The organism is Streptomyces sp. NPDC046465 (assembly GCF_040646035.1).
Lineage (GTDB): Bacteria > Actinomycetota > Actinomycetes > Streptomycetales > Streptomycetaceae > Streptomyces.
Map to the genome: position 1 here is coordinate 54084 of NZ_JBEYZK010000011.1, position 25459 is coordinate 79542.

The 25459-nt window shown below is 72.9% G+C and carries 22 protein-coding genes and 2 pseudogenes; 18 read left to right on the forward strand and 6 right to left on the reverse strand.

Annotation, left to right across the window (positions count from 1 at the left end):
• Positions 1-95: 95 nt before the first annotated feature.
• Positions 96-1406 (forward strand): hypothetical protein, encoded by a 1311-nt coding sequence (locus ABZ953_RS18475; RefSeq protein WP_361724518.1) that lies wholly within the window; start codon positions 96-98, stop codon positions 1404-1406.
• Entirely contained in the window at positions 1394-2668 is a 1275-nt protein-coding gene (locus ABZ953_RS18480; RefSeq protein WP_361724521.1) for a hypothetical protein, read from the forward strand. The genes ABZ953_RS18475 and ABZ953_RS18480 overlap by 13 nt, the downstream gene beginning before the upstream one ends.
• Positions 2669-2689: 21 nt before the next feature.
• On the opposite strand, the gene ABZ953_RS18485 is transcribed toward ABZ953_RS18480, so the two are convergent.
• On the reverse strand, positions 2690-3394 hold the full coding sequence (locus ABZ953_RS18485; RefSeq protein WP_361725067.1) for a pyridoxamine 5'-phosphate oxidase family protein: 705 nt from the start codon (positions 3392-3394) through the stop codon (positions 2690-2692).
• 209 nt (positions 3395-3603) lie between these two features.
• Here ABZ953_RS18485 and ABZ953_RS18490 point away from each other — a divergent pair, with 209 nt between their 5' ends.
• A complete protein-coding gene (locus tag ABZ953_RS18490; RefSeq protein ID WP_361724524.1) occupies positions 3604-6465 on the forward strand; it encodes a glycoside hydrolase family 2 TIM barrel-domain containing protein in 2862 nt (953 codons plus the stop codon).
• An 8-nt stretch (positions 6466-6473) separates the two neighbouring features.
• Here the strand turns inward: ABZ953_RS18490 and ABZ953_RS18495 are convergent, their stop codons facing one another.
• Positions 6474-7295 (reverse strand): dienelactone hydrolase family protein, encoded by an 822-nt coding sequence (locus ABZ953_RS18495; protein ID WP_361724527.1) that lies wholly within the window; start codon positions 7293-7295, stop codon positions 6474-6476.
• A gap of 54 nt (positions 7296-7349) precedes the next feature.
• Here ABZ953_RS18495 and ABZ953_RS18500 point away from each other — a divergent pair, with 54 nt between their 5' ends.
• Together ABZ953_RS18500 and ABZ953_RS18505 are read left to right on the forward strand one after the other, a co-directional pair.
• Positions 7350-8759 carry a hypothetical protein gene (locus ABZ953_RS18500; protein ID WP_361724530.1) on the forward strand — a complete coding sequence of 470 codons (1410 nt, stop codon included), beginning with the start codon at positions 7350-7352 and terminating at the stop codon, positions 8757-8759.
• 43 nt (positions 8760-8802) lie between these two features.
• Positions 8803-9597 (forward strand): hypothetical protein, encoded by a 795-nt coding sequence (locus ABZ953_RS18505; RefSeq protein WP_361724533.1) that lies wholly within the window; start codon positions 8803-8805, stop codon positions 9595-9597.
• Position 9598: 1 nt separating this feature from the next.
• Here the strand turns inward: ABZ953_RS18505 and ABZ953_RS18510 are convergent, their stop codons facing one another.
• Positions 9599-10009 carry an NUDIX hydrolase gene (locus ABZ953_RS18510; RefSeq protein WP_361724536.1) on the reverse strand — a complete coding sequence of 137 codons (411 nt, stop codon included), beginning with the start codon at positions 10007-10009 and terminating at the stop codon, positions 9599-9601.
• Between the two features lie 216 nt (positions 10010-10225).
• Here ABZ953_RS18510 and ABZ953_RS18515 point away from each other — a divergent pair.
• Positions 10226-10563: pseudogene (locus tag ABZ953_RS18515) on the forward strand (glyoxalase).
• On the opposite strand, the gene ABZ953_RS18520 reads toward ABZ953_RS18515, so the two are convergent.
• Both ABZ953_RS18520 and ABZ953_RS18525 read right to left on the reverse strand, forming a co-directional pair.
• A complete protein-coding gene (locus tag ABZ953_RS18520; RefSeq protein WP_361725070.1) occupies positions 10560-11222 on the reverse strand; it encodes a helix-turn-helix domain-containing protein in 663 nt (220 codons plus the stop codon). The pseudogene ABZ953_RS18515 and the gene ABZ953_RS18520 sit on opposite strands and share 4 nt — an antisense overlap.
• A gap of 47 nt (positions 11223-11269) precedes the next feature.
• Positions 11270-12207 (reverse strand): annotated as a pseudogene (locus ABZ953_RS18525) (AraC family transcriptional regulator).
• Positions 12208-12288: 81 nt separating this feature from the next.
• On the opposite strand from ABZ953_RS18525, the gene ABZ953_RS18530 reads away from it, so the two are divergent.
• Positions 12289-13128, forward strand: coding sequence for an NAD(P)H-binding protein (locus ABZ953_RS18530; protein WP_361724539.1), 840 nt, complete (start codon positions 12289-12291; stop codon positions 13126-13128).
• Positions 13129-13179: 51 nt separating this feature from the next.
• Here the strand turns inward: ABZ953_RS18530 and ABZ953_RS18535 are convergent, their stop codons facing one another.
• Positions 13180-14364 (reverse strand): YihY/virulence factor BrkB family protein, encoded by a 1185-nt coding sequence (locus ABZ953_RS18535; RefSeq protein ID WP_361724542.1) that lies wholly within the window; start codon positions 14362-14364, stop codon positions 13180-13182.
• Positions 14365-14381: 17 nt separating this feature from the next.
• On the opposite strand from ABZ953_RS18535, the gene ABZ953_RS18540 reads away from it, so the two are divergent.
• The 11 genes from ABZ953_RS18540 (at position 14382) to ABZ953_RS18590 (ending at position 25440) form a co-directional block, all read left to right on the forward strand.
• Complete coding sequence (locus ABZ953_RS18540; RefSeq protein ID WP_361724545.1) at positions 14382-16022, forward strand: acyl-CoA dehydrogenase family protein; 1641 nt, start codon at positions 14382-14384, stop codon at positions 16020-16022.
• A gap of 264 nt (positions 16023-16286) precedes the next feature.
• On the forward strand, positions 16287-17585 hold the full coding sequence (locus tag ABZ953_RS18545) for a GAF domain-containing protein (RefSeq protein WP_361724548.1): 1299 nt from the start codon (positions 16287-16289) through the stop codon (positions 17583-17585).
• A gap of 76 nt (positions 17586-17661) precedes the next feature.
• Entirely contained in the window at positions 17662-18249 is a 588-nt protein-coding gene (locus ABZ953_RS18550; RefSeq protein WP_361724551.1) for a GNAT family N-acetyltransferase, read from the forward strand.
• Between the two features lie 124 nt (positions 18250-18373).
• Positions 18374-18457 (forward strand): putative leader peptide, encoded by an 84-nt coding sequence (locus tag ABZ953_RS18555; RefSeq protein ID WP_330166862.1) that lies wholly within the window; start codon positions 18374-18376, stop codon positions 18455-18457.
• Between the two features lie 147 nt (positions 18458-18604).
• Positions 18605-20302, forward strand: coding sequence for a nitrite/sulfite reductase (locus ABZ953_RS18560; protein ID WP_361724554.1), 1698 nt, complete (start codon positions 18605-18607; stop codon positions 20300-20302).
• A complete protein-coding gene (locus ABZ953_RS18565) occupies positions 20299-20478 on the forward strand; it encodes a hypothetical protein (RefSeq protein WP_361724557.1) in 180 nt (59 codons plus the stop codon). Before ABZ953_RS18560 ends, ABZ953_RS18565 begins: the two co-directional genes overlap by 4 nt.
• A complete protein-coding gene (locus tag ABZ953_RS18570; RefSeq protein WP_361724560.1) occupies positions 20475-21191 on the forward strand; it encodes a phosphoadenylyl-sulfate reductase in 717 nt (238 codons plus the stop codon). The genes ABZ953_RS18565 and ABZ953_RS18570 overlap by 4 nt, the downstream gene beginning before the upstream one ends.
• A complete protein-coding gene (gene cysC, locus ABZ953_RS18575) occupies positions 21188-21787 on the forward strand; it encodes an adenylyl-sulfate kinase (RefSeq protein ID WP_361724562.1) in 600 nt (199 codons plus the stop codon). The genes ABZ953_RS18570 and cysC overlap by 4 nt, the downstream gene beginning before the upstream one ends.
• Positions 21784-22719 (forward strand): sulfate adenylyltransferase subunit CysD, encoded by a 936-nt coding sequence (gene cysD, locus ABZ953_RS18580; RefSeq protein ID WP_361724565.1) that lies wholly within the window; start codon positions 21784-21786, stop codon positions 22717-22719. The genes cysC and cysD overlap by 4 nt, the downstream gene beginning before the upstream one ends.
• Before the next feature lie 2 nt (positions 22720-22721).
• Positions 22722-24092 (forward strand): GTP-binding protein, encoded by a 1371-nt coding sequence (locus ABZ953_RS18585; protein WP_361724568.1) that lies wholly within the window; start codon positions 22722-22724, stop codon positions 24090-24092.
• 232 nt (positions 24093-24324) lie between these two features.
• Entirely contained in the window at positions 24325-25440 is a 1116-nt protein-coding gene (locus tag ABZ953_RS18590) for an aliphatic sulfonate ABC transporter substrate-binding protein (RefSeq protein WP_361724571.1), read from the forward strand.
• The last annotated feature ends 19 nt before the right edge of the window (positions 25441-25459 follow it).

Below are 25459 nucleotides of genomic sequence, written 5' to 3' on the forward strand. Positions count from 1 at the left end.
GGGTCCCGGCCCGCCGTCGCGGCCCGGCGGATTGATAGCGTCCACTCCGATCATGGCTCCGATCATGGTGCCGTTCACGGGGGAAGGGGAGCGCCATGCCCAAGGCGGGCGCGTCGCGTGCGACGCGGCGGCGCACATGGCTGACGGCCGCGGTGGCGGGGGTCGTGCTCGTCGCATCGTCGGTGACCTGGATCGCCGTGTCGCGGGCCGCGGACCACGACCGGCTCGCCGCCAACCAGGAGCAGTTGACGCGGGCCTGCGCGGGCCTGCTCCCCGCTGAGCTGCGCTCCTTCGTGCCGGACGACGAGCGGGGCGCCCTCGACGAGTTCGGGACGATGCTGCGGCCCCGGCAGCCGAGCCGCGCGCTCCTGGACTGCACGCTCTCGTGGGGCGGCGGCGGTGACGCCTGGGAGCCGGACGCGCGCGCCCGGGTACGGGCCGAGGCCGTCCTGACCCGCACCCCGACGGACGCGGTGACCGGCGACTTCGGGCTGCCCCTGCCGGAGAGCGCGCTGGGCGCCGTGGGCTCCGCCGACCGGCTGCACGGCAGCGCGGTGACGGCGTCCCTGCTCGTCGACTGCCCGAAGGGGCTGACGGGCCGGGTGCGGTCCGCGCGGGACCTGCTCGTCTCCGTGGAACTGCCGTCGGAGGCCGAGGAGTACTACGTTCCGAAGGCCGATCGGCGGCTCGCCGCCCGGACGGCGATGCGGGTCGCCGACTGGGTCACGAGCAAGCAGGGCTGCGGCAGCAAGCCCCTGAGCGCCGAACCCGGCTCTGGCTCTGGCTCCGGCTCCGGCTCCGGCTCCGGCTCCGGTTCCGGTTCGGCCCCTGCTCCCGCTCCCGCGAAGGATCCGAAGCTCTGCGCCTGGCTCTCCCCCAAGGCGCTGCGCCTGACCCCCGGCAAGTGGTCCTTCTCCGGGAGCGACACCGCGTACAGCCGCCGTGCCGGTGCGTGCTCCGGCGCGTGGGACGACACCATGGGCTCCCCCGGCGACCTCACGATCAAGGCCGCGGGCGCGCAGAGCTGGTCGGGCGTCCTCGCGGCCGGTGCGTACGACAGCTACCGGGACAGCGGCAAGGTGCCCGACCCGAAGGCGCCCTCCACCGTCGGCAAGCCGGTGACGGTCGAACGGTCCTCCGGCGACGACCCCCAGCTCGCCCTGTGGGCACGGTCCGAGTGCGTGGCGGGGCCGACGTACCACCGCGTCACGGTGACACCCGAGTTCACCGCCGACTCCACGTTGCAGGAGGACACGCTCGTCCTCGAAACGGCGGACCAGCGGCGGATCTCGCAGCGGGCGCGTGCCGTGCTCGACCGCTATCTGAAGGCGCCCGGCGGCTGGCCGCGACGCGCGCACTGCCGGGACACGAAGGTCATGGGAGAGGTGGCGCGGTGGCACGGCTGACGTGGGAGACCAGGGCGGGGCGTGTGGTGCTTTCGTCCTGCGGGGCGGTCGTCGCGCTGGCCCTGATCGCGGGCGGCTACTACTGGTGGGGCGGCCCGCACGAGCGCAGCGTGGCGCGGCAGGTCCTCGACGAGGCGTGCCGGGGCGTGCTGCCCGCACCGGAGCTGCGGGCCGTGCTCGGTGACGGGCCGTACCGGAGCGGGCCCGGCAGGTCCGGGCTCCGCGACGCGGACCGTCCCGAGGAGCACGACGGGGGCGGGATCCGGCAGGAGTCGTGCAGCGTCAGCCGCGACACCGAGCACCACGCGGGGCACCCGACGCGCGATGCCTCGGTCGATGTCGACGTGCGGCGGGTGCGGGAACGCGCGACGGACGGGGCTTCCGCCGACCGGCCCGCCGATCTGCCGGGCGGCTCAGGCCCGTTGTACCCCACGGCCTCCACCGAGCTGCCGCCCGCCGCGCTCGGCCACGGCTGGCGCGGCCTCTTCAGCACCGAGGAGTCCTACGGGTCCTCGTCCGCCGACGGCACGGCGACCGCCGCGGTGCTCCTGGAGTGCGCCCGCGACGGCGGCCTGCTCGTCACGGTGGGCGTGAAGGAGGAGGACGTCACCCTCGACGACCCCCGCCGGCGCACCGCGTACGCGCGGATCGCCACCGCGACGGCCGCGAAGGCCGCCGAGAAGTGGGGCTGCGACGCCGACTTGGGCAAGCCGCTCCGCACGGTGGCGCTCCCGGTGGACCGCGACGAGGATGTGCCGCTCGCCGACGCGTCCGGGACCTGCCGGGGCGTGCCGGGGCGGGGCGGGCGGATGACCCGGGCGTGGGAGGGCGCGCGCTCCGGGAGCCCGGTCGAGGTCTGCGTCGTGGCAAGCGGCCGGCCCGGCGTGCCGATCCAGGCCCCGGTGGACGATGCCCAGCGCTACCACCTCGTGGCGTACTACGGCCCGTACGCGGAGACCCAGCGCCTCGACCACGAAGAACGCCGGGGCCGGTACTCCGGGAAGCCCGGCCCCGGTGACGCGGTCGCGGGCCGGTTCGCGGGCGGCGGCCACTGGGCGAGCGCGACGTGTCCGGGCGGGGCCGGTCCCGCGCTGTTCACCGTGCGGGACGACGCGTCCGAGCGGAACGACTACGCCGGCCTGGGCAAGCACCACCCGGCGAAGCCGTCCGCGAGCGACCTGGCGTACGAGCGGGCCGCGCTGAAGGAGTTCGCGAAGCGCTCGGCACGGGCCCATGGGTGTGGGGCGCCGAAGCTGCCTTGAGCCCCCGCGGGGCGGGGCCGCTCAGCCCTGCCGGGTTCCGGCGCGGCCCGCGATGTGCGGGGGCGGGGTGATCCCGGCGGGCAGCAGGGGGTCGGGGAGCGGCGCGCCCCAGGTGGCGGTCAGCGGGAGGTTTCCGGCCCATACGCCGAGCTCGGCGTCCGGGCCCTCACCGTCCTCGGGCGGCCCCTCGGCGACCTTGACCGAGGCCTCCGCCAGGGAGAGGGAGAGCAGGGTGGTCGCGGCGAGCTCCTTGCGGCTCGGGCGGCGGGCGTAGTCCCACTGGCCGGGCGTCGCGTGCTCGGTGAGCAGGCGCAGGCCGCGCAGCTTCTCGTCGGGGTCGGTCACCCGGCGCGGGACGCCGTGGATCATCGCGCTGCGGTAGCTGACGCCGTGTTCGAACACCGAGCGGGCGAGGATCAGCCCGTCGATGTGGGTGACGGTGACGCAGACGGCCGCTCCGGGGTCGGCGGCCAGGCTGCGGCTCGCGACGGAGCCGTGCAGGAAGAGCTGGGTGTCGTCGCGTCCGTAGACGGTCGGCACGACCATCGGGTGGCCGTCGACGACGACGCCGAGGTGGCAGACGAAGCCCGCGTCGAGGACCGCTTCGAGGTCGGCGCGGGCCAGACTGCCCTGCTCGCGCAGGCGGCGGTGGCGGGTGCGGTCGGTGACGGGCAGGGTCGCGGGAAGCGCGGCGCGGCCGGGGCGGGCCTGTGCGTCCGGGGGCAGCGGCTGCTCATATCGATCGTTCACATCGCGATAAGTTACCGATATCGCGTACAGAGCGCCATAGTTCGACGGAATTCGTTGCCCCGTAGCGCTGGCAGCGCGGTATCCGCACGCCCCGGACAGCGCGTCCAAGCCGCCGCCGAAGAATCCAACGACTTGTGCCCCGCGGCGATGGCGGGCCCCCGCCCCCGCGCGGTCTGATGGAACCCATGGAGCTTCCCCACCACGAGGACGTGTCCCCCGGCACCGGCACCCTGCCGCCCCGCACCTGGTACGCGGCGTCCGACGCCGCCACCCTCTCCCTCGACGGCCGCTGGCGCTTCCGCCTCTCCCCCACCGCGGACGCCGAGGACGAGACCTTCGCCGCCGACGGGTACGACAGCGGCGCCTGGGACGGGATCACCGTTCCCGGCCACTGGGTGCTGCAAGGCCACGGCGCGCCCCGGTACACCAACCAGCTCTACCCCTTCCCGGTGGACCCGCCCCGCGTTCCCACCGAGAACCCGACCGGCGACCATCTGCACACCTTCGACCTGCCCGCCGACTGGCCGCGGGACGGCGCCGCCGTCCTGCGCTTCGACGGCATCGAGTCCTGCGCCCGCGTCTGGCTGAACGGCACGGCGCTCGGCGACTTCAAGGGCTCCCGGCTCCCCCACGAGTTCGCCGTCGGCGGGCTGCTGCGCCCCGAGGGCAACGTCCTCGCGGTCCGCGTCCACCAGTGGTCCGCCGGGTCGTACCTGGAGGCACAGGACCAGTGGTGGCTGCCGGGCATCTTCCGCGGTGTGACCCTGCTGCACCGCCCCGAGGGCTGCGCCCGCGACTACTTCGTGCACGCCGCCTACGACCACCGCACGGGGACGGGCACGCTGCGGGTCGACTCCGAGGTCCAAGGGCGCGTCACCGTACCCGAGTTGGGCATCGACGTGCCGACCGGCGAGCCTGTCGCCGTGCCCGTGGAACCGTGGACGGCCGAGACGCCGCGCCTGTACGACGCGACGCTGGCCACGCCCGGCGAGCGGATCCCGCTGCGCGTCGGCTTCCGCACGGTCGCCGTCGAGGACGGCGTCATCACGGTCAACGGCCGGCCGGTCCTCTTCCGTGGCGTGAACCGCCACGAGTTCCACCCGGAGACGGGCCGTACCGTTGGCCTCGACACGATGCGCGCGGACATCCTGCTGATGAAGCGTCACAACATCAACGCCGTCCGCACCAGCCACTACCCGCCCCACCCCGCCTTCCTCGACCTCTGCGACGAGTTCGGCCTGTGGGTCATCGACGAGTGCGACCTGGAGACCCACGGCTTCCACGCGGTGGACTGGCGCGGCAACCCGGTCGACGACGACCGCTGGACGCCCGCACTCCTGGACCGCGCGGCCCGCACGGTCGAGCGCGACAAGAACCATCCCTCGGTGATCATCTGGTCGCTCGGCAACGAGTGCGGGACGGGACGCGGCCTGACCGCCATGGCCGAGTGGATCCGGGCGCGGGACGGCAGCCGCCTGCTCCACTACGAGGGCGACCGCTCCTGCGCGGATACGGACATGTACTCGCGGATGTACGCCGACCACGCCGAGGTCGAGCGCATCGGCCGGGGCGAGGACGAGGGACCGCCGGAGCGCAGCGGACTCCCCTTCGTCCTCTGCGAGTACGCGCACGCCATGGGCAACGGGCCGGGCGGACTCAGCGAGTACCAGCGGCTCTTCGAGACGTACGAGCGGCTCCAGGGCGGCTTCGTCTGGGAGTGGATCGACCACGGCATCGCGCACCCCGAGCACGGCTTCGCGTACGGCGGCGACTTCGGCGAGGAACTGCACGACGGGAACTTCGTCTGCGACGGCCTCGTCTTTCCCGACCGGACGCCGTCCCCCGGCCTCGTCGAGTACAAGAAGGTGATCGAGCCGGTCAGGATCGAGGGCGACGGACGGGACGGCACGATCGCGATCACCAACCTGCACGACTTCGCCGACCTCTCCCACCTCGCCTTCAGCTGGTCGTTCGAGAAGGACGGCAGGACGGTCGCGGACGGCGTTCTCACCGTGCCGCCGGTCGCACCCGGCGGGCGTACGGAGGTGAAGCTGCCGCCACCGCCGCGCCGCGACCCGGACGCCGAGACCCAGTGGACGGTGCGGGCGGTGCTCGCCGATGACACGGCCTGGGCGCCTGCCGGGCACCTGGTGGCCTGGGCCCAGCTCCCCGTCGAGTACGGCATGATCCTGCCGGTACCCGGCGGCGCGGCACCGGTGCGGGACGCGGCGGGGCGGCGGATCACGCTCGGCGCCGCGACGTTCGACGCCCGCACCGGCACGCTCCTCACCTTCCGGGACCGCGAGGTCAGGGAGCTCTGCCTGGAGGTGTGGCGGGCCCCCACCGACAACGACAACGGCATGCCCTGGCGCCCCGAGCCGTCTGTGGCCGCCCGCTGGCGCACCCTCGGCCTCGACCGGATGCACCACCGCGTCGACGCCGTGGAGTTGGGGCCCGACAGCCTGACCGTACGCACCCGGGTGGCACCGGCGGCGAGCGACCTGGCGCTGCGCACGGTGTACCACTGGGTGTCCAACGGCAGCAAGCTGCTGCTGCGGATGACCGTGGCGCCGGAGGGCGACTGGCAGGTGCCGCTGCCCCGCGTCGGCATCCGCTTCGGGCTGCCGGGCGCCTCGGACCGGGTGCGGTGGTTCGGCGGCGGGCCCGGCGAGGCCTACCCGGACACGGCCGCCGCCTCGATGACCGGCCTCTGGGAGTCGGACGTCGCGGCGCTACAGACCCCCTACGTACGCCCGCAGGAGAACGGGGCCCGCGCCGACGTCCGCTGGGTGGAGGTCGGCGGGCTGCGCGTCGAGAGCGACAGCGCCCCCGCCTTCACCGCGCGCCGCTGGACGACGCGGCAGCTCGACGCGGCCCGGCACCGCACCGACCTCACCCCCGGCGACACCGTCTGGGTCAACCTCGACGCCGCCCGGCACGGCATCGGCACTCAGTCGTGCGGCCCCGGCGTGCTGCCGCACTACGAACTGCGTGCCGCGCCGGGGCCGATGTCGTTCAGCTGCGTCTTCTCGCGTACGGACGAATGAGCCGCGCGTCAGCCGACGGGGACGAGCCGCTCCCGCAGGAACGCGACGACCCGTTCGCGCGCGGCATACGCAGGGTGGCCAGGCACCTCGCGCACCTCCTCCGTGAGGACGGAGTGCGCCGACTTGGCGAAGCCCGCCTCGTTGCCGGGCGACGAGTCGAGCTCGATGACCTCGAACGCGTCCCCGAGGTGACGGCTCAGCGTCGCGAAGCGGTCGCCCGGGGCCAGCTTGTCCTCGCTGAAGCGCAGGCCGAGCGCGCACAGGCCCTCGTTCTTCGTACGGGCCACGACCGTGTCGAACTCGGCGCGGGACATGCCCGCGTCGACCCGGCGGCCACGGCTGACGGGCAGCGGCACCGAGGGCTGGCTGAGCACGGGCGCGAGGACGGCGTCGTCCGTGGCGGCGGCCAGCGCGAAGCCGCCCGTGAAGCACATGCCGATGACGCCGACGCCCGGGGCCGGCGTGCGGGACGCCAGGTCGCGGGCGAGGGCGCGCAGGTAGTCCGCGAAGGGGCGCCGGGCGTCGGTGGCGAAGGCGCGGAACTCGGCGGAGATGCAGAGCCGGGGGAAGACGCCCAGCATGTACGGCGTCGAGACCGGTCTGCCGGGTTCGCCGAAGGGGGACGGGATCGCCACGGTGAAGCCCTGTTTCACCAGGTATTCGCCGAGCCCGAGGACTCCCGGATGTACTCCGGGCATTTCGGGAACCAGGACGACGCCGGGACCTGTCCCCTTCTCATAGACATCATGCGTGATACTCGCCCCGGTGAACGGGGACTTGGTCCAACCGGTGAGGTCCGCTGTCGGTTCCGAACCGGGCACGGTGCTCACTTCCTTTCGTCACAAGTGTCTTATGGGTAAGTGGAGTTCATGCCTACAGCACCCATGCGCGGAAGCACAGACCCCGCCGGGCACCCCGTGCCGCCCGCGCCCCCGCCCGCACCGCGGCCGGGGCTCGTGGCCCGGCTCGGCAGACTCGCGCCCGCCGCCGTGGGGTACGGCGTGTTCCAGGCCCTGGTGGGGCTGCTGCCCGACGGGCTCTTCGGGGACGCCGCCCGGTACTCGCTCGCCGTGGTCAGCGGTCTCGGGACGGGGGTCTCCGCCTGGCTGGCCGGCGCGCTGCTGCGGGCCAGGGCGACGGCGGACGACGGGGCGGGCGGCGGCCTGGATGGCGTGCCCTCGCCCCGGCGCGGGTCGCCGGGCGCCGCGGCACCGGGTGCGGGGGCCTCGGCGCCGGGGCCGCTACCGGGGCTCTCCACCGCCACGTACGCCGCGCTCGTCGAACGCCTGACGGTCTTCGACGATCCGCGCGGCCGCCTCACCGGCTGGGCGCACGCTCTCGACGAGCAGCCGGAGCCGGACCGGCCGACACCGACCGGCACCGCGTACGGACTGCACATCGCCCTCGAACTCGGCATGCCCGACGGGCGGTTGCGGGCGCCCCAGCTCGTGGAGACGCTGTGGCGGCTGCGGCTGCCCGAGGGCGGCTGGTCGGCCCGTTCGCAGGGCGCGGTGGGGCGGCCCGAGGTGACCGCCCTTGTGCTCGGCGCGCTCGCACGGGCGGGCGCCGACGCCCGGCTCCTCGCCGCGGAGGCGGAACGGTGCACGGAGCGCTTCACCCGCGAACTGGAGCCCGCGGGCGCGGAGTTGACCCACGTCGTCACGACGGTGCTGCGCGGGCTGCTGCGCGCCGCGCCCGACTCGCCCGCCCTGCCGGTCCTGCGGGACGCGCTCGTCGACGGCGCCGTCACCGACCCGGCGCGCGGCCACCGGCGCTGCTGGGGACCCCGCCTCACACCGCCGCACGGCCGGACGGTGGCGCCCTCGGCCGTGCACACGGCGCAGGCCGTCGTCGCCCTCGACCGGGCGGCCCGGGTGCTCGGCGAGGACGCGAACGCCCGCGCCACGCGCGAGGAGGGCATCCGCTGGCTGCTCTCCTGCCCCGGGCCCGCGCACGACGGCTGCGACGACCTGGAGAGCGGCCACGAGACGGTGCGCAGGCCGCACCCCGTCGACGCGTCGCGCTCCGAGGTGCTCGCCGTGCGGCACTTCTCGGCGGCCTGGGTGGTACGGGCGCTGCTCACCCCGGACGCCCCGGCGGTCGCCGCCGACGAGGGCCGGGAAGCGGTGTGGCAGGAGATGCTGTCGGGCGCCGCCGCGTCCGTGTGGCGGCAGCAGGACAACGGGATCTGGACGTGGGACGGGGCCGATCTCGCCCACCCGCTGTGGATGACCTATCAAGGCCTTTCCGCACTGCGGGCACATGCCGTATGGATGTATCAGCCGGAGGTCTGAGCCCCCGGCGCGGCGCGTACGCGCGGACCAGGGGGAGGGTGCGGTGGGTGGTCGGCACGTCCACGACGTCAGGCGGTTCCTGCGGGAGACCCTCGACGAGCCCACCGGTGACGAACTGGTGGAGGCCGCCCGCGCGGCCGTGGCCGAACTGGCTGCCCCGGGCGCCCTGTTGCCGCTGGTCCGTGAGCTGGCGACGGGGGCCGACGACCCGTCGGGGTGCGCGCTCCTCTCGTACCGCCACGTCCTCGGCTTCGACAAGCTGCTGCTGATCGACGGCGGTCCGCGGCACATGCTGCGCGCCCACGTGTGGCACCCCGGCCGGGGCACGCGGGAGGACATCCACAACCACCGTTCCCCGCTGGCCTCTTGTGTGGTGCGGGGCGCGCTCGGCATGGAGTTGTACGAGCCCGTGCGCACCGGCACAGCCGACAGCGCAGACACCGCAGACAGCGCAGACACCGCAGGCGAGGGGCTCGACACGTCCTGGTTCCGGGAGTCCCTCTCGGGCAGGGGCGGGGACTGGCTCCTGGAGCCCGCGGGCGGGGCGCGGCTGCGCCTGACGCAGAGCGCGCGGTACGCGGCCGGGAGCGGCTACGCGCTGCCACCGCACGTCCTGCACCGCGCGTGGTGCGCCTCGTCCGGCACGACGGTCACGCTGTTCCTGGAGACGGGGTCGGGGCGGCGCCGCTACACGGACGTCTTCGCAGGACCCGGCGCGGACACGGGTGTCACGGGCACGGCCGACGTGGACCTGTCGGGGCGTGCGGTGGCGAAGAAGCCTCTTGAGGTGAGCGACTATTTGGCGGAACTCTCGGCCCTTGCCGAGCTGCTCGGCTGACTCAGCCGAAGGCCTGGCGGACGATCTCGCGGTTGTAGTCGTCGATCTCGACCGTGCGGAGCTCGGCGGGGGCGAGCCAGCGGTGCTGCTGGTCGGGCAGGGGCAGGGCCACGTCGAAGGTGAGGGGGCGGACCAGGAAGTTGTCCTGCCAGTTCTTCACCTCGTGCCCGCGGTAGGTACTGACGAAGGAGGATTCGCCGACCTTGCGCAGCACGCGCCCGAGCAGTCCGGTCTCTTCCTTGAGCTCTCTGAGGACGCCGTCCCTGGGACTCTCGTCCGGCTCCAGCTTCCCGCACGGTACGCCCCACACGCCGGGCAGGAACCGCTCGGTCTCGCTGCGTCGCACGAGCAGCACGCGGCCGCGGAACGCCACGACGGCCGCCGCGAGCCGGTTGTCACCGGGATAATCCATGCCGTCCAACGTAGCGGGGATCGGGGGGCCGGGACAGCCGAGGCGGCGGGCATCGGCCATCGTTTCGCGTTCTCCCTGGTCGAGCCGGACCGGAACGTAGACGTCCGTCAACAGAGTGCCGTAGGCCATCACCCACACGCGTCGGGACGGCCCGTGGCCGCGCGGGTATCCGTTTCCTTCAAGACCGGGCGCAGGGCCGCTGCCTACGCTGCGGCCATGAACAGCACACCGACTTCACCCGTTCCAACTTCACCCGTTCCCCGGTCTTCACCCGTTCCCCGGTTCGACCTGATCGGTCTGGTCGTCTCGGACATGGGCGCCTCACTCGCCTTCTACCGCCGCCTCGGCCTGGAGTTCCCGGATGGGTCCGAGAGCGCGCCGCACGCCGAGGCCGCGCTCCCCGGCGGGTCGACGCGGTGTACGCGGACATGACGGGCGCCGGGTACGCGAGCGAGCTCAAGCCGTTCGACGCGCCCTGGGGCCAGCGGTACGCCGTCGTGCTCGACCCGGACGGCAACGGCGTCGACCTCTTCGCCCCGCTGGAGCAGCGTTAAGGATCCTGGACGAGCAGCTCGCTCAGCGGCATGCCGGTGAACTCCTTGACGTCGCGGGCGAGATGGGCCTGGTCGGCGAAGCCCGCGACGGCCGCCGTCTCCGCGTACGGCAGGCCGCCGCGGGCGAGGCCGAGCGCGCGCTGCAAGCGCAGCACCCGGGCCAGCGTCTTGGGTCCGTAGCCGAACACGTGCAGGGAACGGCGGTGCAGCAGGCGGGCGTTGACTCCGGCGGCGGCAGCGGTCCGCGCGACGGTGCGGCCCGCGCTCAGGTCGACGACGACCTGGGCGAGGAGCGGGTCGGGCGGCTCGGCGTCGCCCGCCCGGTCCACCGCGAGGGCCTCAAGGGCGGCCACCGGGTCGCCCGCACTGTCCACCCGCGCGACGAGGCGGCGCACCCGGGACGCGCTCCACAGGTCGGCCAACTCCACGCGCCGGTCCCGCAGTTCGTGGGCGGGCACGCCGAGCAGGGCGGGCCCGGTGCCGGGGTAGAAGCGGATGCCCACGCAGCGGCCGCCGACGCCGTCGGCGCCCGGGACGTGGGCGTGCGTGTCCGGGCCCGCGACGAACAGCCGGCCCTCGGTCCACAGCAGGTCAATGCAGCCGTCGGGCAGCACCGGGCGCCCGGCGCCGGGGGCGTCCGTGACCGTGCGGGTCCACACGACCGCGCCGGTGAGCCGGGACGGCCGCTCCCGGTACCCGCCGCCTGTCACGCCGCCCTCGTGCGGTGGTCCTGCGGGCTGACCCCGTCACCCGCTTGAAGGCGCCGGACAGCGCGAAAGCGCTGCCGTACCCGACGCGGCGGGCTATCGAGGCGATGGTCAGCTCGCTGTCACGCAGCAGGTCCGCGGCGAGCGCGAGGCGCCAGTTGGTCAGATACGTCATCGGGGGCTCCCCCACCAGTTCGGCGAACCGCCGGGCCAGCGCGGCCCGTGAGACGCCCGCCTTCGCCGCGAGGTCCGCGATGGTCCAGGGGTGCGCCGGATCGTCCTGGAGCAGCCGCAGGGCGTGGCCCACGACCGGGTCGCCCATCGCCCGGTACCAGGCGGGCGCCGCCGCCTCCGGGCGGGAGAACCAGGCGCGCAGGGCGGCGATCAGGAGGAGGTCGAGGAGCCGGTCGAGGACGACGGCCTGGCCCGGCTCGTCCTTGCCGATCTCCTCGGCGACCAGCGGCGTGAGCGGGCACTCCCACACGTCGCCGGGCAGGGCGAGCAGTGGCGGCAGCGCGTCGAGGAGCCTTCCGGTGATCTCGCCGCGCATCTGGTAGGTGCCGATCAGCATCTCCACGGAGCTGTCGGGCGACTCGCCCCAGGCGCGCGGGCCGAGGTCCCGGTACTTGTCGGGGGGCGTGGCGCCGAGCGGCACGCAGTGCTGGCCGGGCCGGATCTCGGCGAAGGGCGCGGTGGCGGGCTCGTCGGCGCAGGTGTAGTGGCCGGGACCGCGGGCGATGGCGAGGTCGCCGGGGCGGATCCGCTGGGCGGGCGCCCCGCCTTCGGGGACGATCCAGGCGGTGCCGCGCACCATGACCATGACCGACAGGGGGGCTTCGTCCGCGATGCGGACGGACCAGGGCGGGTCGAACAGCGCGCGGATCATGAAGGCTCCCCGGGCGCGCGGTCCCTCCAGGAGTCCGGCGAGTACGTCCATGGCGGCAGCGTAGACGCACACGTATGGCTGTGAGCTCCTCGGCGATGGTCCGCCCACGGGCCCGCCGGTTGACTGACGTACATGACGACAGACGCGGTGAACACGACGGTTCTGGTGACGGGTGCGACCGGGCGGGTGGGGCGCAGGGTGGTGGAGTCCGCCGAGGCGGCGGGACTCACGGTGCGGGCGGCTTCGCGGTCCGGTGCGGTGCGGTTCGACTGGGGGGACCGGTCGACGTGGGAGGGCGCCCTGCGGGGCGCGGACGCGGCGCACCTCGCGTATCTGCCGGACGTCGGGGCGCCCGGCGCGGCGGAGGCGGTCGGGGCGTTCGCCCGGCAGGCGGTGGACCTCGGCGTGCGGCGCCTCACGCTGCTCTCGGCGCGCGGCGAGCCTCAGGCGCACGCGACGGAGCGGGCCGTACGGGAGTCGGGCGCGCGGTGGACGGTCGTGCGGGCCAGCTGGTTCGCGCAGAACCTCAGCGAGGGGCCGTTCCTCGACGGGATGCGGGGCGGGGAGCTGGTCTTCCCCGGCGGTGAGGTCCTCGAGCCGTTCATCGACACGCGGGACATCGCGGACGTGGTGGTGGCCGCGCTGACCGGCGGCGACCGGTTCGCGGGCCGGACCCTCGACCTCACCGGGCCCCGGCTGCTGTCGTTCCGGCAGGCGGTGGCGGAGGTCGCGGCGGCGGCGGAGCGGGAGATCGCGTACGTACCGGTGTCGGCGCGCGACTACGGGGCCGCGCTCTCGGAGTTCGGGCTTCCGGCGGCGGAGGTGGAGTTCCTGACCGACCTGTTCGAAACGAACCTCGACGGCCGTAACGCGAAGCTCTCCGAGGGGGTACGGGAGGTACTCGGCCGGGAGCCGAGGGACTTCGCCGACTTCGTCAGGGAGCAGGCCGCGGCGGGCACCTGGAAGAGCTGAGTCCGGGCCCCGCGGGGCGACGTCTCGGGGCGCCGCCCCGGACCCCGCTCCTCAATCGCCGGAGGGGCTGTTTCCCCCGTCCCGCCTCGCGTGCTTCGCCTGCTTCGTGGGCTTCGCGGGCGTCCGCAGCCGCGACGACACGTCGTCCGGCGGCAGGAAGCGCGACCAGCGTTCGGGGAACTCGGACGGCATCACGGGGTCGTCCGGGTCGTCCGGGTCGTAGAGGTCCGCCATCGCCTCGCGGGCCGCGGCCGCGCGGGCCACCACCTCCGCGGCCTGGGCCTCCCTTATGCGGTCGTTGGCGGCGCGCGCCGCGGCCGTCGCGACGGACGGCCAGACCCGGTCGATGGCCGCGTTGACGGCCGCGCCGACCAGGACCGCGAACGCCGACACACCGATCCACAGCAGCACCGCGACCGGGGCGGCGAGCGAGCCGTAGATGGTGGGGCCCTCCACCGTGCTGGTGAGGTAGATGCGGAGCAGGAAGCTGCCGAGCACCCACATGGCGAGCGCGATCAGGGCGCCCGGCATGTCCTCGACCCATGGCGAGCGCACCGGCACGGACACGTGGTACAGCGTGGTCAGGAAGACCACGGAGAGGATGACGACGACCGGCCAGTAGAGGATCTGGACGACCGTCGTGGAGCCGGGCAGCAGGTTCACCACCGCGTCGGGGCCCGCCACCATCAGCGGCAGTGCGACCGAGCCGATGAGCAGCGCCACGATGAACAGGCCGAAGGCGAGCATCCGGGTCTTGACGATGCCGCGCGCGCCGTCGAGGCCGTACATCACGGTGATCGTGTCGATGAAGACGTTCACGGCGCGCGAGCCGGACCACAGGGCGAAGAGGAAGCCGATGGAGATGACGTCGGGCCTGCTGACCCGCATCACGTCGTCCAGTATCGGTTCCGCGATCTGGTGGACGCCCCGGTCGGACAGGACCGTGCGGGACGCCTCCAGGATGTTGTTCTGCAGGCTGGCGATGGTGTCCGCGCCGGTCCACCGGTCGACGTACGCGAGCAGCCCGATGAGGCTCAGGAGCAGCGGCGGCACGGAGAGCAGCGTGAAGAACGCCGCTTCGGCCGCGAGCCCCAGGATGCGGTACTCGACGCACGAGTTGACGGTGTCCTTGAGCAGCAGCCAGGCGGTCCTGCGCTTCGAGACGTTCCGGTAGAGAGCGCGGGCCCGATGCCATCGGCCCGACGGCCGCCCGGGTGTTTCTTTTGCCTGGTGCACCTCCTTACCGTAGCGGCATGGCAGCCAGCACCCACACAGTGACCAACCAGGCTCCGCCCCTGGTGGGATATGACGTATTCACGTCCGACCGAGCCCTCGTGGAGGGGGTCGAGCGGCATCTGGACCCGGCGCTCCTCGATTCCGCTCGCGACGAACTCGCCCTGCTCGGCCGCTCCGCGGGCTCCGCGCAGGCGCAGAAATGGGGGGATCAGGCCAATGCGAATCCTCCCGTTCTGCACACGCATGACCGCTACGGACACCGGATCGACGAGGTCGACTTCCACCCGGCGTGGCACCGGCTGCTCGGCAAGGCCGTCTCCGCGGGGCTGACGACGGCCTGGTCACGGCCCGGCGGGCATGTGCGGCGGGCCGCCGGTTTCCTGGTGTGGACGCAGGCCGAAGGGGGGCACGGCTGCCCGATCTCGATGACGCACGCGGCGGTGCCCGCGCTGCGCACCGATCCCGCGCTGGCCGCCGAGTGGGAGCCGCGGCTCACCTCGACGGTGTACGACGAGGGGCTGCGCCCGGCCTCGCAGAAGGCCGGTGTCCTCTTCGGGATGGGCATGACGGAGAAGCAGGGCGGCAGCGACGTACGGGCCAACACGACGCGCGCGCAGCCGCTCGCGGAGGCCGGGACGTACGCGCTGACCGGCCACAAGTGGTTCTGTTCCGCTCCCATGTCGGACGGGTTCCTGGTGCTCGCGCAGGCCGAGCAGGGGCTGACCTGCTTCCTGGTGCCGCGCGTCCTGGCGGACGGTTCGCGGAACGTGTTCGCCATCCAGCGGCTCAAGGACAAGCTGGGCAACAAGTCCAACGCGTCGAGCGAGGTGGAGTTCGACGGGACGTGGGCGCGCCGGGTCGGGGACGAGGGGCGCGGAGTGCGCACCATCATCGAGATGGTGGCGGCGACCCGGCTCGACTGTGTGATCGGGTCGGCGGCGCTGATGCGGCAGGCCGTGGTGCAGGCGGTGCATCACGCCACGTACCGGGAGGCGTTCGGCGGCAAGCTCGTCGACAAGCCGCTGATGCGCAACGTACTGGCCGATCTGGCCCTGGAGTCGGAGGCGGCCACGACGCTCGCGATGCGGCTCGCGGCGGCGTACGACGACGGGAGCGAGCAGGAGCAGGCGTTCCTGCGGCTCGCCGTGCCGGCCGCGAAGTACTGGGTGACCAAGCGGTGCACGCCGCTGGTCGGCGAGGCCCTGGAGTGCCTGGGCGGCAACGGTTACGTGGAGGAGTCGGGCATGCCGCGGCTGCTGCGCGAGGCGCCGCTCAACTCCGTCTGGGAGGGCTCGGGGAACGTCCAGGCCCTTGACGTGCTGCGGGCGTTGCAGCGTGAGCCGCTGGCCCTGAACGCGTTCCTGCAGGAGGTCGGCGCGGCGCGCGGCGCCGATCACCGCCTGGACGGCGCGATCAAGGGTCTGCTCACCGAACTGGCCGACCTGGACGGCATCGAGGCGCGGGCCCGGCGCCTGGTGGAGCGGATGGCGCTGGTGCTCCAGGGGTCGCTGCTCGTGCGGTACGCGCCCGCGGAGGTCGCCGACGCGTTCTGCGCCTCGCGGCTCGGCGGGGACTGGGGCGCGGCCTTCGGCACGCTGCCGCACACGCTGGACCTGGCCTCGGTGGTGGCACGCGCACGCGCCACGCCGGCGCTCTAGGCGTAGTGGCCGACACGGGGGTGGTGCTGCGCCGACACGGCACCACCCCCGTCTCTCAGGCCCCTTGAGGAGCGTGACCACCGCACGGGCGGTGTTGTGTCCACACTCGGGCACCCTTCATCCGTTGGCCAGAGTTGCAGGAGGTTGCAACGGGCGGTGGCGAGCGCCCGATTCATCGCCGATGCGTCACCCGGGGACGTGCGCAGGGGGCACGATGAAATCCTGCCCCTACACACTGGTCTGGCCGGAAAGGACCCAGTGGTCATGAACGCCCCGTCGACGATAGACCTCGCGCGGCTCTCCGCCATGGACCTTCCGCGTGCCGCGCGGCTCCTGAAGGGGGTGCGCGACGCCACGCTCTCCGGGCGGCGGCCGCAGCTCCTGCCGCGGCCGGTGATCGGCGACTCGTGGGGGCGGATGATGCTCGGCGGGGTCGACCCGGACCACGACTGCCGGTCACGGCCGCTCAGCGAGGAGGAGCTTGCGGAGCGGCGCCGCGCCTCGCCGCTCGCCGAGATCCTGCCCGTGCTGCGCGACGCCCTGGTCTCCGTGGCGGACGCCGCGCAGCACATCATGGTCGTCAGCGACGCGGACGGGCGCGTGCTGTGGCGCGAGGGCAGCGCGTCGGTGCTGCGCAGGGCGGACTCGTTCGGCTTCGAGCTGGGCGCGGACTGGGCGGAGAGCGTCGTCGGCACGAACGGCATAGGCACACCGCTGGTGGTGCGCCGTCCCGTGCAGGTCTTCTCCGCCGAGCACTTCGTGCGGACCCACCACCCGTGGACGTGCACGGGCGCTCCGGTGACCGATCCGCGCGACGGCAGGCTGCTCGGCGTGGTCGACGTCAGCGGCCCGCTGCGGACCGTCCATCCCGCCACGCTCGCCCTGGTCGACTCGGTGGCCAAGCTCGCCGAGGCCCGGCTGCGGGACCGGCACGTGACGGCGCTCGACCGGCTGCGCGCGGTGGCGGCCCCGGTCCTCGCGCGCCTGGACGGGCGGGCGCTCGCGGTGGACGTGCACGGCTGGACCGCCGCGGTGACGGGCATGGCCCCGGCGGACCGCCTCACCCTCCCCAAGGCCTTCGGGGCGGGCCGCACCTGGCTCCCCTCGCTGGGGTCCTGCCTGGTGGAGCCGTTGCCCGGCGGCTGGCTGCTGCGCGTGGACAGCCCCGGTGACGCCCCGCAGCCGGTCGCCGCGACCCGGCTCGTGCTGGACGTGAGCAGCCCGCGCCGGTGGACGCTCTCGGTGCTCGGCGGCGCCCGCGACTGGACCCACGACCTGAGCCCGCGCCACGCCGAACTGCTCTTCCTGCTCTGTACGTACCGCACGGGGCGCACCGCTTCGGGTCTCGCCGAGGACATGTTCGGCGACCCGGCACGCACGGTGACGGTCCGCGCCGAACTCTCCCGGATGCGCCGGTACTTGGGCGCCCTGCTCGCCCACCGGCCCTACCGCTTCCACGAGGACGTCGACGTCGACGTGGTCATGCCGGAGCGGCCGGTGGACCTGCTGCCCCACTCGACGGCACCGGCGGTCCGGGCGGCGCGGCGGGTGCCGGAGCCCTGAGCGGGCGCGGGGCGGAACCCCGGACCGCGGGCCCCCGCGCTCGTGACGCGACGGGGCCCGTGATTCGCTGAGCCGCATGAGCCTCACTGTCACCACGTGGTCCCTGGAGCAGACGTCGCCCTCCGACCTCGTCCCGGCCGCCGCGCCCGGCGGCGACGTACGGATCGTGCGCGCCGAAGTGCCCTCGCCCGAATTCAGCCGGTTCCTGTACGCGTCCGTCGGCGGGGACATCCGCTGGACCGACCGGCTCTCCCTCACGTATGCCGAGTGGCAGAAACTGCTCGGCCGGCCGGGCGTGGAGACGTGGGTCGCGTACGACAGGGGGACGCCCGCGGGGTACGTGGAACTGGCGGCGCGGGGCGAGCGGGGTGACGCGGCGGAGGGCGTCGTCGAGATCGTCTACTTCGGGCTGCTCCCCGCCTCCCGGGGGCGCCGCATCGGCGGCCACCTCCTGTCGTACGCCACCGCGCGCGCCTGGGACCTGGCCGAGCGGTGGCCGGGGCTCGCGCCGACCGAGCGGGTCTGGCTGCACACCTGCTCCAAGGACGGCGAACACGCCATGGCCAACTATCAGCGGCGCGGCTTCAGGCTCTTCGACACCACGGTGGAGCAGGAGCCCGACGTGGCCTCCCCGGGACCGTGGCCGGGGGCGGAGCGCGACTGAACCGCTCCCCGGCCCGGCCCGGTCCCCTGTGACCGGCGACACCCTTGTCCACGATGCGGGACAACGCTGTCCATATCGTGGATAATGCTGGACTGGGCCGAAAGTCCCATGACACGCTTCCCGCATGGATCGCACTGGAATTGCCTTGGTGAGTCGACGTCACGTCGACCTCGGCCGCATGTCCAGCGCCATGTGTCCGGCTCGCTGATCGACTCAGCACCGCCGCTCCCTTATCCCTGATCCCCCTCCCTGCGCAGCGCCGCGCGCGCATGCCCGCATGAGCCCAGCACTCGCGGTCATGTGCCACATCCGCAGGTCAGAGCCGCTTTCTCGCTGCCCCGAAGGACGTACCACCATGGCCGCCACGCCAGAAAAGCCTGCCCCAGCCACGCCCCGCCGCAAGGCGAGCCGTCACCGCGGCGAGGGCCAGTGGGCCGTTGGTCACTTCACGCCGCTCAACGGCAATGAGCAGTTCAAGAAGGACGACGACGGTCTCAACGTGCGGACACGTATTGAGACGGTCTATTCGAAGCGTGGATTCGACTCCATCGACCCGAACGACCTGCGCGGCCGTATGCGCTGGTGGGGGCTCTACACCCAGCGCAAGCCCGGGATCGACGGCGGCAAGACCGCGGTCCTGGAGCCGGAGGAGCTGGACGACAAGTACTTCATGCTCCGGGTGCGCGTCGACGGCGGCAGGCTGACCACCGAGCAGCTGCGGGTCATCGGCGAGGTCTCCCAGGAGTTCGCGCGCGGCACCGCCGACCTCACCGACCGGCAGAACATCCAGTACCACTGGATCCGCATCGAGGACGTCCCCGAGATCTGGCGCCGCCTGGAGGCCGTGGGCCTCTCGACGACCGAGGCCTGCGGCGACACGCCCCGCGTGATCCTCGGCTCGCCCGTCGCCGGTGTCGCCGAGAACGAGATCATCGACGGCTCCCCCGCCATCGACGAGATACAGCGCCGCTTCATCGGCAACCCCGAGTTCTCGAACCTGCCGCGCAAGTTCAAGACCGCGATCTCCGGCTCCCCGCAGCTCGACGTCGCGCACGAGATCAACGACGTCGCCTTCGTCGGCGTCCACCACCCCGAGCACGGCCCCGGCTTCGACCTCTGGGTGGGCGGCGGCCTGTCCACCAACCCCAAGCTCGGCGTGCGCCTGGGCGCCTGGGTGCCGCTCGACGAGGTGCCGGACGTGTTCGGCGGCGTCATCGGCATCTTCCGCGACTACGGCTACCGGCGCCTGCGGAACCGCGCCCGTCTGAAGTTCCTCCTCGCCGACTGGGGCCCGGAGAAGTTCCGGCAGGTCCTCGAGGACGAGTACCTGCGGCGGAAGCTGACCGACGGACCCGCCCCCGAGCAGCCCCCGGGCACCTGGCGCGACCACCTCGGCGTCCACCGGCAGAAGGACGGCCGCTTCTACGTCGGCTTCGCGCCCCGCGTCGGCCGGGTGGACGGCACCACCCTCACGAAGATCGCCGAGGTCGCCGCCGCGCACGGCTCGGGCCGCCTGCGCACCACCGCCGAGCAGAAGATGATCGTGCTCGACGTGGAGCAGGAGCAGGTCGACTCGCTCATCTCCGCCCTGGAGGCGCTCGACCTGCGGGTCAACGCCTCGCCCTTCCGGCGCGGCACCATGGCCTGCACCGGCATCGAGTTCTGCAAGCTCGCCATCGTCGAGACCAAGGCGCGCGGCGCCTCGCTCATCGACGAACTGGAGCGCCGCATCCCGGAGTTCGACCAGCCGATCACCATCAACATCAACGGCTGCCCGAACGCCTGCGCCCGCATCCAGGTCGCCGACATCGGCCTCAAGGGCCAGCTCATGCTCGACGACGCGGGCAACCAGGTCGAGGGCTACCAGGTGCACCTGGGCGGCGCGCTCGGTCTGGACGCGGGATTCGGCCGCAAGGTCCGCGGCCTGAAGGTCACCGCCACCGAGCTGCCCGACTACATCGAGCGGGTCCTGCAGCGCTTCCAGGCGGAGCGCGAGGACGGCGAGCGCTTCGCCACCTGGACGGCCCGCGCGTCCGAGGAGGCCCTCAAGTGAGCGAGCGCGCCGCCCCCTTCCACTGCCCCTACTGCGGCGACGAGGACCTGCGTCCGAACGAGACCGGTCACGGCGCCTGGGAATGCGCGGCATGCAACCGGGCCTTTCAGCTGAAGTTCCTCGGGCTCCTCGCCCGGGGCGTTCAGCACACCAGCGGTGGAGGGGAGCAGATATGACGACGGCTCAGAGTCGACTGCGGCCTACGGACGACGAGTTGAAGGCGCTCGCCGAGCAGGCCGGGCGCGACCTGGAGGACGCGTCCGCCCTGGACATCCTCCGGTGGGCCGCCGACACCTTCGGGACCCGGTTCTGCGTGACCTCCTCGATGGAGGACGCCGTCGTCGCCCACCTCGCCTCGCGGGCCCTGCCCGGCGTCGACGTCGTGTTCCTGGACACCGGCTACCACTTCCCTGAGACCATCGGCACCCGCGACGCCGTCGAGGCCGTGATGGACGTCAACGTCATCACCCTGACGCCCCGGCAGACCGTGGCCGAACAGGACGCCGAGCACGGGCCGCAGCTGCACGACCGCAACCCCGACCTGTGCTGCGCGCTGCGCAAGGTGCGGCCCCTGGAGGCGGGCCTCGAAGGGTACGAGGCGTGGGCCACCGGACTGCGCCGCGACGAGTCGCCGACCCGCGCCGACACCCCGGTCGTCGGCTGGGACGAGAAGCGCGGGAAGGTCAAGATCTCGCCGATCGCCCGCTGGAGCCAGGACGACGTCGACGCGTACGTCGCCGAGCACGGCATCCTCACCAACCCGCTCCTGATGGACGGTTACGGCTCGGTAGGCTGCGCTCCCTGCACCCGTCGCCTGCTGGAGGGCGAGGACGTGCGGGCCGGCCGCTGGGCCGGGAACACCAAGACCGAGTGCGGGATCCACGGATGACCGCGCCGCGGACTCAGCCGCAACCGCAGACTCAGCAGCAACCGACCCGGGAGAACCACGTGACGACCGGAGCCACCGTCTGGCTCACCGGCCTGCCCAGCGCCGGCAAGACCACCATCGCGTACGAACTGGCGGGCCGGCTGCGCGCCGAGGGCCGCCGCGTGGAGGTGCTCGACGGCGACGAGATCCGCGAGTTCCTCTCGGCGGGCCTCGGCTTCAGCCGCGAGGACCGGCACACCAACGTGCAGCGGATCGGGTTCGTCGCCGAACTCCTCGCCCGCAACGGCGTGCTGGCGCTCGTGCCGGTGATCGCGCCGTTCGCCGACAGCCGCGAGGCGGTGCGCAAGCGCCACCAGGCGGCCGGGACCGCGTATGTCGAGGTGCACGTCGCGACGCCCGTCGAGGTGTGTTCCGTGCGTGATGTGAAGGGCCTGTACGCCAAGCAGGCGGCGGGTGAGATATCCGGCCTCACCGGGGTCGACGACCCCTACGAGGTGCCTGACTCGCCCGATCTGCGCATCGAGTCGCAGGACCAGACCGTGCAGGAGTCAGCGGCGGCTCTCCACGCGCTGCTCACCGAGAGGGGCCTCTCATGACGACCGTCGCCAGCGTCTCCGAGGAGACGGACAGCCCGTACGCGCTCAGCCACCTGGACGCCCTGGAGTCCGAGGCGGTGCACATCTTCCGTGAGGTGGCGGGGGAGTTCGAGCGGCCGGTGATCCTCTTCTCCGGCGGCAAGGACTCGATCCTGATGCTGCACCTCGCGCTGAAGGCCTTCGCCCCCGCGGCGATCCCCTTCTCGCTCCTGCACGTCGACACCGGGCACAACTTCCCCGAGGTCCTGGAGTACCGCGACCGCGTGGTCGCCGAGCACGGCCTTCGGCTGCACGTGGCCTCGGTGCAGGAGTACATCGACGCGGGCAAGCTGCGCGAGCGCCCCGACGGGACGCGCAATCCGCTGCAGACCGTGCCCCTGACGGAGAAGATCCAGAGCGAGCGGTTCGACGCGGTCTTCGGCGGCGGACGCCGTGACGAGGAGAAGGCCCGCGCCAAGGAGCGGGTGTTCTCCCTACGCGACGAGTTCTCGCAGTGGGACCCGCGCCGCCAGCGCCCCGAGCTGTGGCAGCTCTACAACGGCCGCCACGCCCCCGGTGAGCACGTCCGCGTCTTCCCGCTCTCCAACTGGACCGAGCTGGACGTCTGGCAGTACATCGCCCGCGAGGACATCGACCTGCCCGGCATCTACTTCGCGCACGAGCGGGATGTCTTCAAGCGCTCCGGGATGTGGCTGACCGGCGGCGAGTGGGGCGGCCCGAAGGACGACGAGGCGGTCGAGACGCGGCAGGTGCGCTACCGGACCGTCGGTGACATGTCCTGCACCGGCGCCGTCGACTCCGACGCCACCACGCTGGACGCCGTGATCGCCGAGATCGCCGCCTCCCGGCTCACCGAGCGGGGCGCGACCCGCGCCGACGACAAGATGTCCGAGGCCGCGATGGAAGACCGCAAGCGCGAGGGGTACTTCTAACCATGAGCAAGAGCACCACCGAGCCGGTACAGCCGCTCTCCACCGAGCAGTTGTCGGCCACCACCCTGCTGCGGTTCGCCACCGCGGGCTCCGTCGACGACGGCAAGTCCACGCTGGTGGGCCGCCTCCTGCACGACTCCAAGTCGGTCCTCACCGACCAGCTTGAGGCCGTGGAGCGGGTCTCGCAGGACCGCGGCCAGGACGCGCCCGACCTCGCCCTGCTCACCGACGGCCTGCGCGCCGAGCGGGAACAGGGCATCACCATCGACGTGGCCTACCGCTACTTCGCCACCGCCCGGCGCCGGTTCATCCTCGCCGACACCCCCGGCCACGTGCAGTACACGCGCAACATGGTCACCGGCGCCTCCACCGCCGATCTCGCGGTGGTGCTCGTCGACGCCCGCAACGGCGTCATCGAGCAGACCCGCCGCCACGCCGCGGTCGCCGCCCTGCTTCGCGTGCCGCACGTCGTCCTCGCCGTGAACAAGATGGACCTCGTCGCCTACGAGGAGAAGGTCTTCGCGAAGATCGCCGAGGAGTTCACCGCGTACGCGAGCGAGCTGGGCGTTCCCGAGATCACCGCGATCCCGATCTCCGCGCTGGCCGGTGACAATGTCGTCGAGCCGTCGTCGAACATGGACTGGTACGGCGGCCCGACCGTCCTGGAACACCTGGAGACGGTCCCGGTCAGCCACGACCTCTCCACCTGCCACGCCCGGCTCCCCGTGCAGTACGTGATCCGCCCGCAGACCGCCGAACACCCCGACTACCGCGGCTACGCGGGCCAGATCGCGGCCGGTGCGTTCCGCGTCGGCGAGTCCGTGACCGTCCTGCCCTCGGGCCGCAGCTCGAAGATCACCGGCATCGACCTCCTGGGCACGGCGGTGGACGTGGCCTGGACGCCGCAGTCCGTCACCCTGCTCCTGGAGGACGACATCGACATCTCGCGCGGCGACCTGCTCGTGCCGAGCGGTGACACCCCGCCGACCTCGCAGGACATCGAGGCGACGGTCTGCCACGTCGCGGACACCGCCCTCACCGTCGGCCAGCGGGTGCTGCTCAAGCACACCACCCGTACGGTCAAGGCGATCGTGAAGGAGATCCCCTCGCGGCTCACCCTCGACGATCTCTCCCAGCACCCGGAGCCCGGTCAGCTCGTCGCCAACGACATCGGCCGCGTGAAGGTCCGCACCGCCGAGCCCCTCGCGCTCGACGCGTACGCCGACTCGCGCCGCACCGGATCCTTCCTCCTGATCGACCCGGCGGACGGCACCACGCTCGCGGCGGGCATGGCGGGCGACGCGTTCGCCGAGGCCGCCGAGGCCGTGGCGGAGACCGTCGCCCCCGCGGACGACGAGGGCTGGGACTTCTGACATGAGGTACACCGACGTGTACGCGACGTTCGCGAAGGAGGGCGGCCGCATCGGCAGCGGCGCCCTCGGCAGCGGACAGGGCGGGGTGGCCCGATGTGCGCGATGACGTACGCGCACCGCATGCGCGCCCACGCACGCCCCGCACGACGCCGTTCACGACGGCGAAGACCTGCCGACCTCCCGGCCACGCCCTGACGGCGTGAGCTCCGGGCCGACGAGAGGACCCCCTCCCGTGTCTGCCCCACGTACCCCACGTACCCGAATCGCCGCCCTGACGGCGCTCCCCCTCCTTGCCCTGGCGCTCGGCGCCTGCGGTTACGGCTCCGAGGAGGACCCGGCCGACACCGGCAAGTCCAAGGTCGCCGCCGGTGCCAAGAAGATCGACGGACTGGACAGCGTGAAGCTCGGGTACTTCCCGAACCTCACCCACGCCACCGCTCTCGTCGGCAACCAGGAGGGTCTCCTCCAGAAGGAACTCGGCGGCACGGAGGCGAAGTACTCCCAGTTCAACGCGGGACCCTCGGAGATCGAGGCGCTCAACGCCGGAGCGATCGACATCGGCTGGATCGGCCCTTCGCCCGCCATCAACGGCTACACCAAGTCGCAGGGCAAGAACCTGCGCATCATCGGCGGTTCGGCGTCCGGCGGCGTGAAGCTCGTGGTGAACCCCGAGAAGATCAAGTCGCTGAAGGACGTCAAGGGCAAGAAGATCGCGACGCCGCAGCTCGGCAACACCCAGGACGTGGCCTTCCTCAACTGGATCGCCGAACAGGGCTGGGACGTCGACGCGCAGAGCGGCAAGGGCGATGTGTCGGTGGTGCGCAGCGACAACAAGATCACCCCGGACGCCTACAAGTCCGGCTCGATCGACGGCGCCTGGGTGCCGGAGCCGACCGCGTCCAAGCTGGTCGCCGAGGGCGGCAAGGTGCTGCTCGACGAGGCCGACCTGTGGCCGGACAAGAAGTTCGTCATCACCAACATCATCGTGCGCCAGGAGTTCCTCAAGGAGCACCCCAAGGTCGTGGAGGCCGTGCTGCGCGGCTCCGTGAAGACCAACGCGTGGATCGCGAAGAACCCGGAGAAGGCGAAGACCGCCGCCAACGCCCGGCTGAAGGCCGACGTCGGCAAGCCGCTGCCCGCCGAGGTGCTCGACCCGGCCTGGAAGTCCATTCAGACGACCGACGACCCGCTGGCCTCGACGCTCGACGCGGAGGCGGACCACGCGGTCAAGGCCGGTCTCCTGGAAAAGCCCGACCTCAAGGGCATCTACGATCTCGGCCCGCTGAACAAGGTCCTCAAGGCCGCGGGTGAGTCCCCGGTCGACGACGCCGGTCTCGGCGTCAAGTAACCCAGGAAGCCGACCAGAC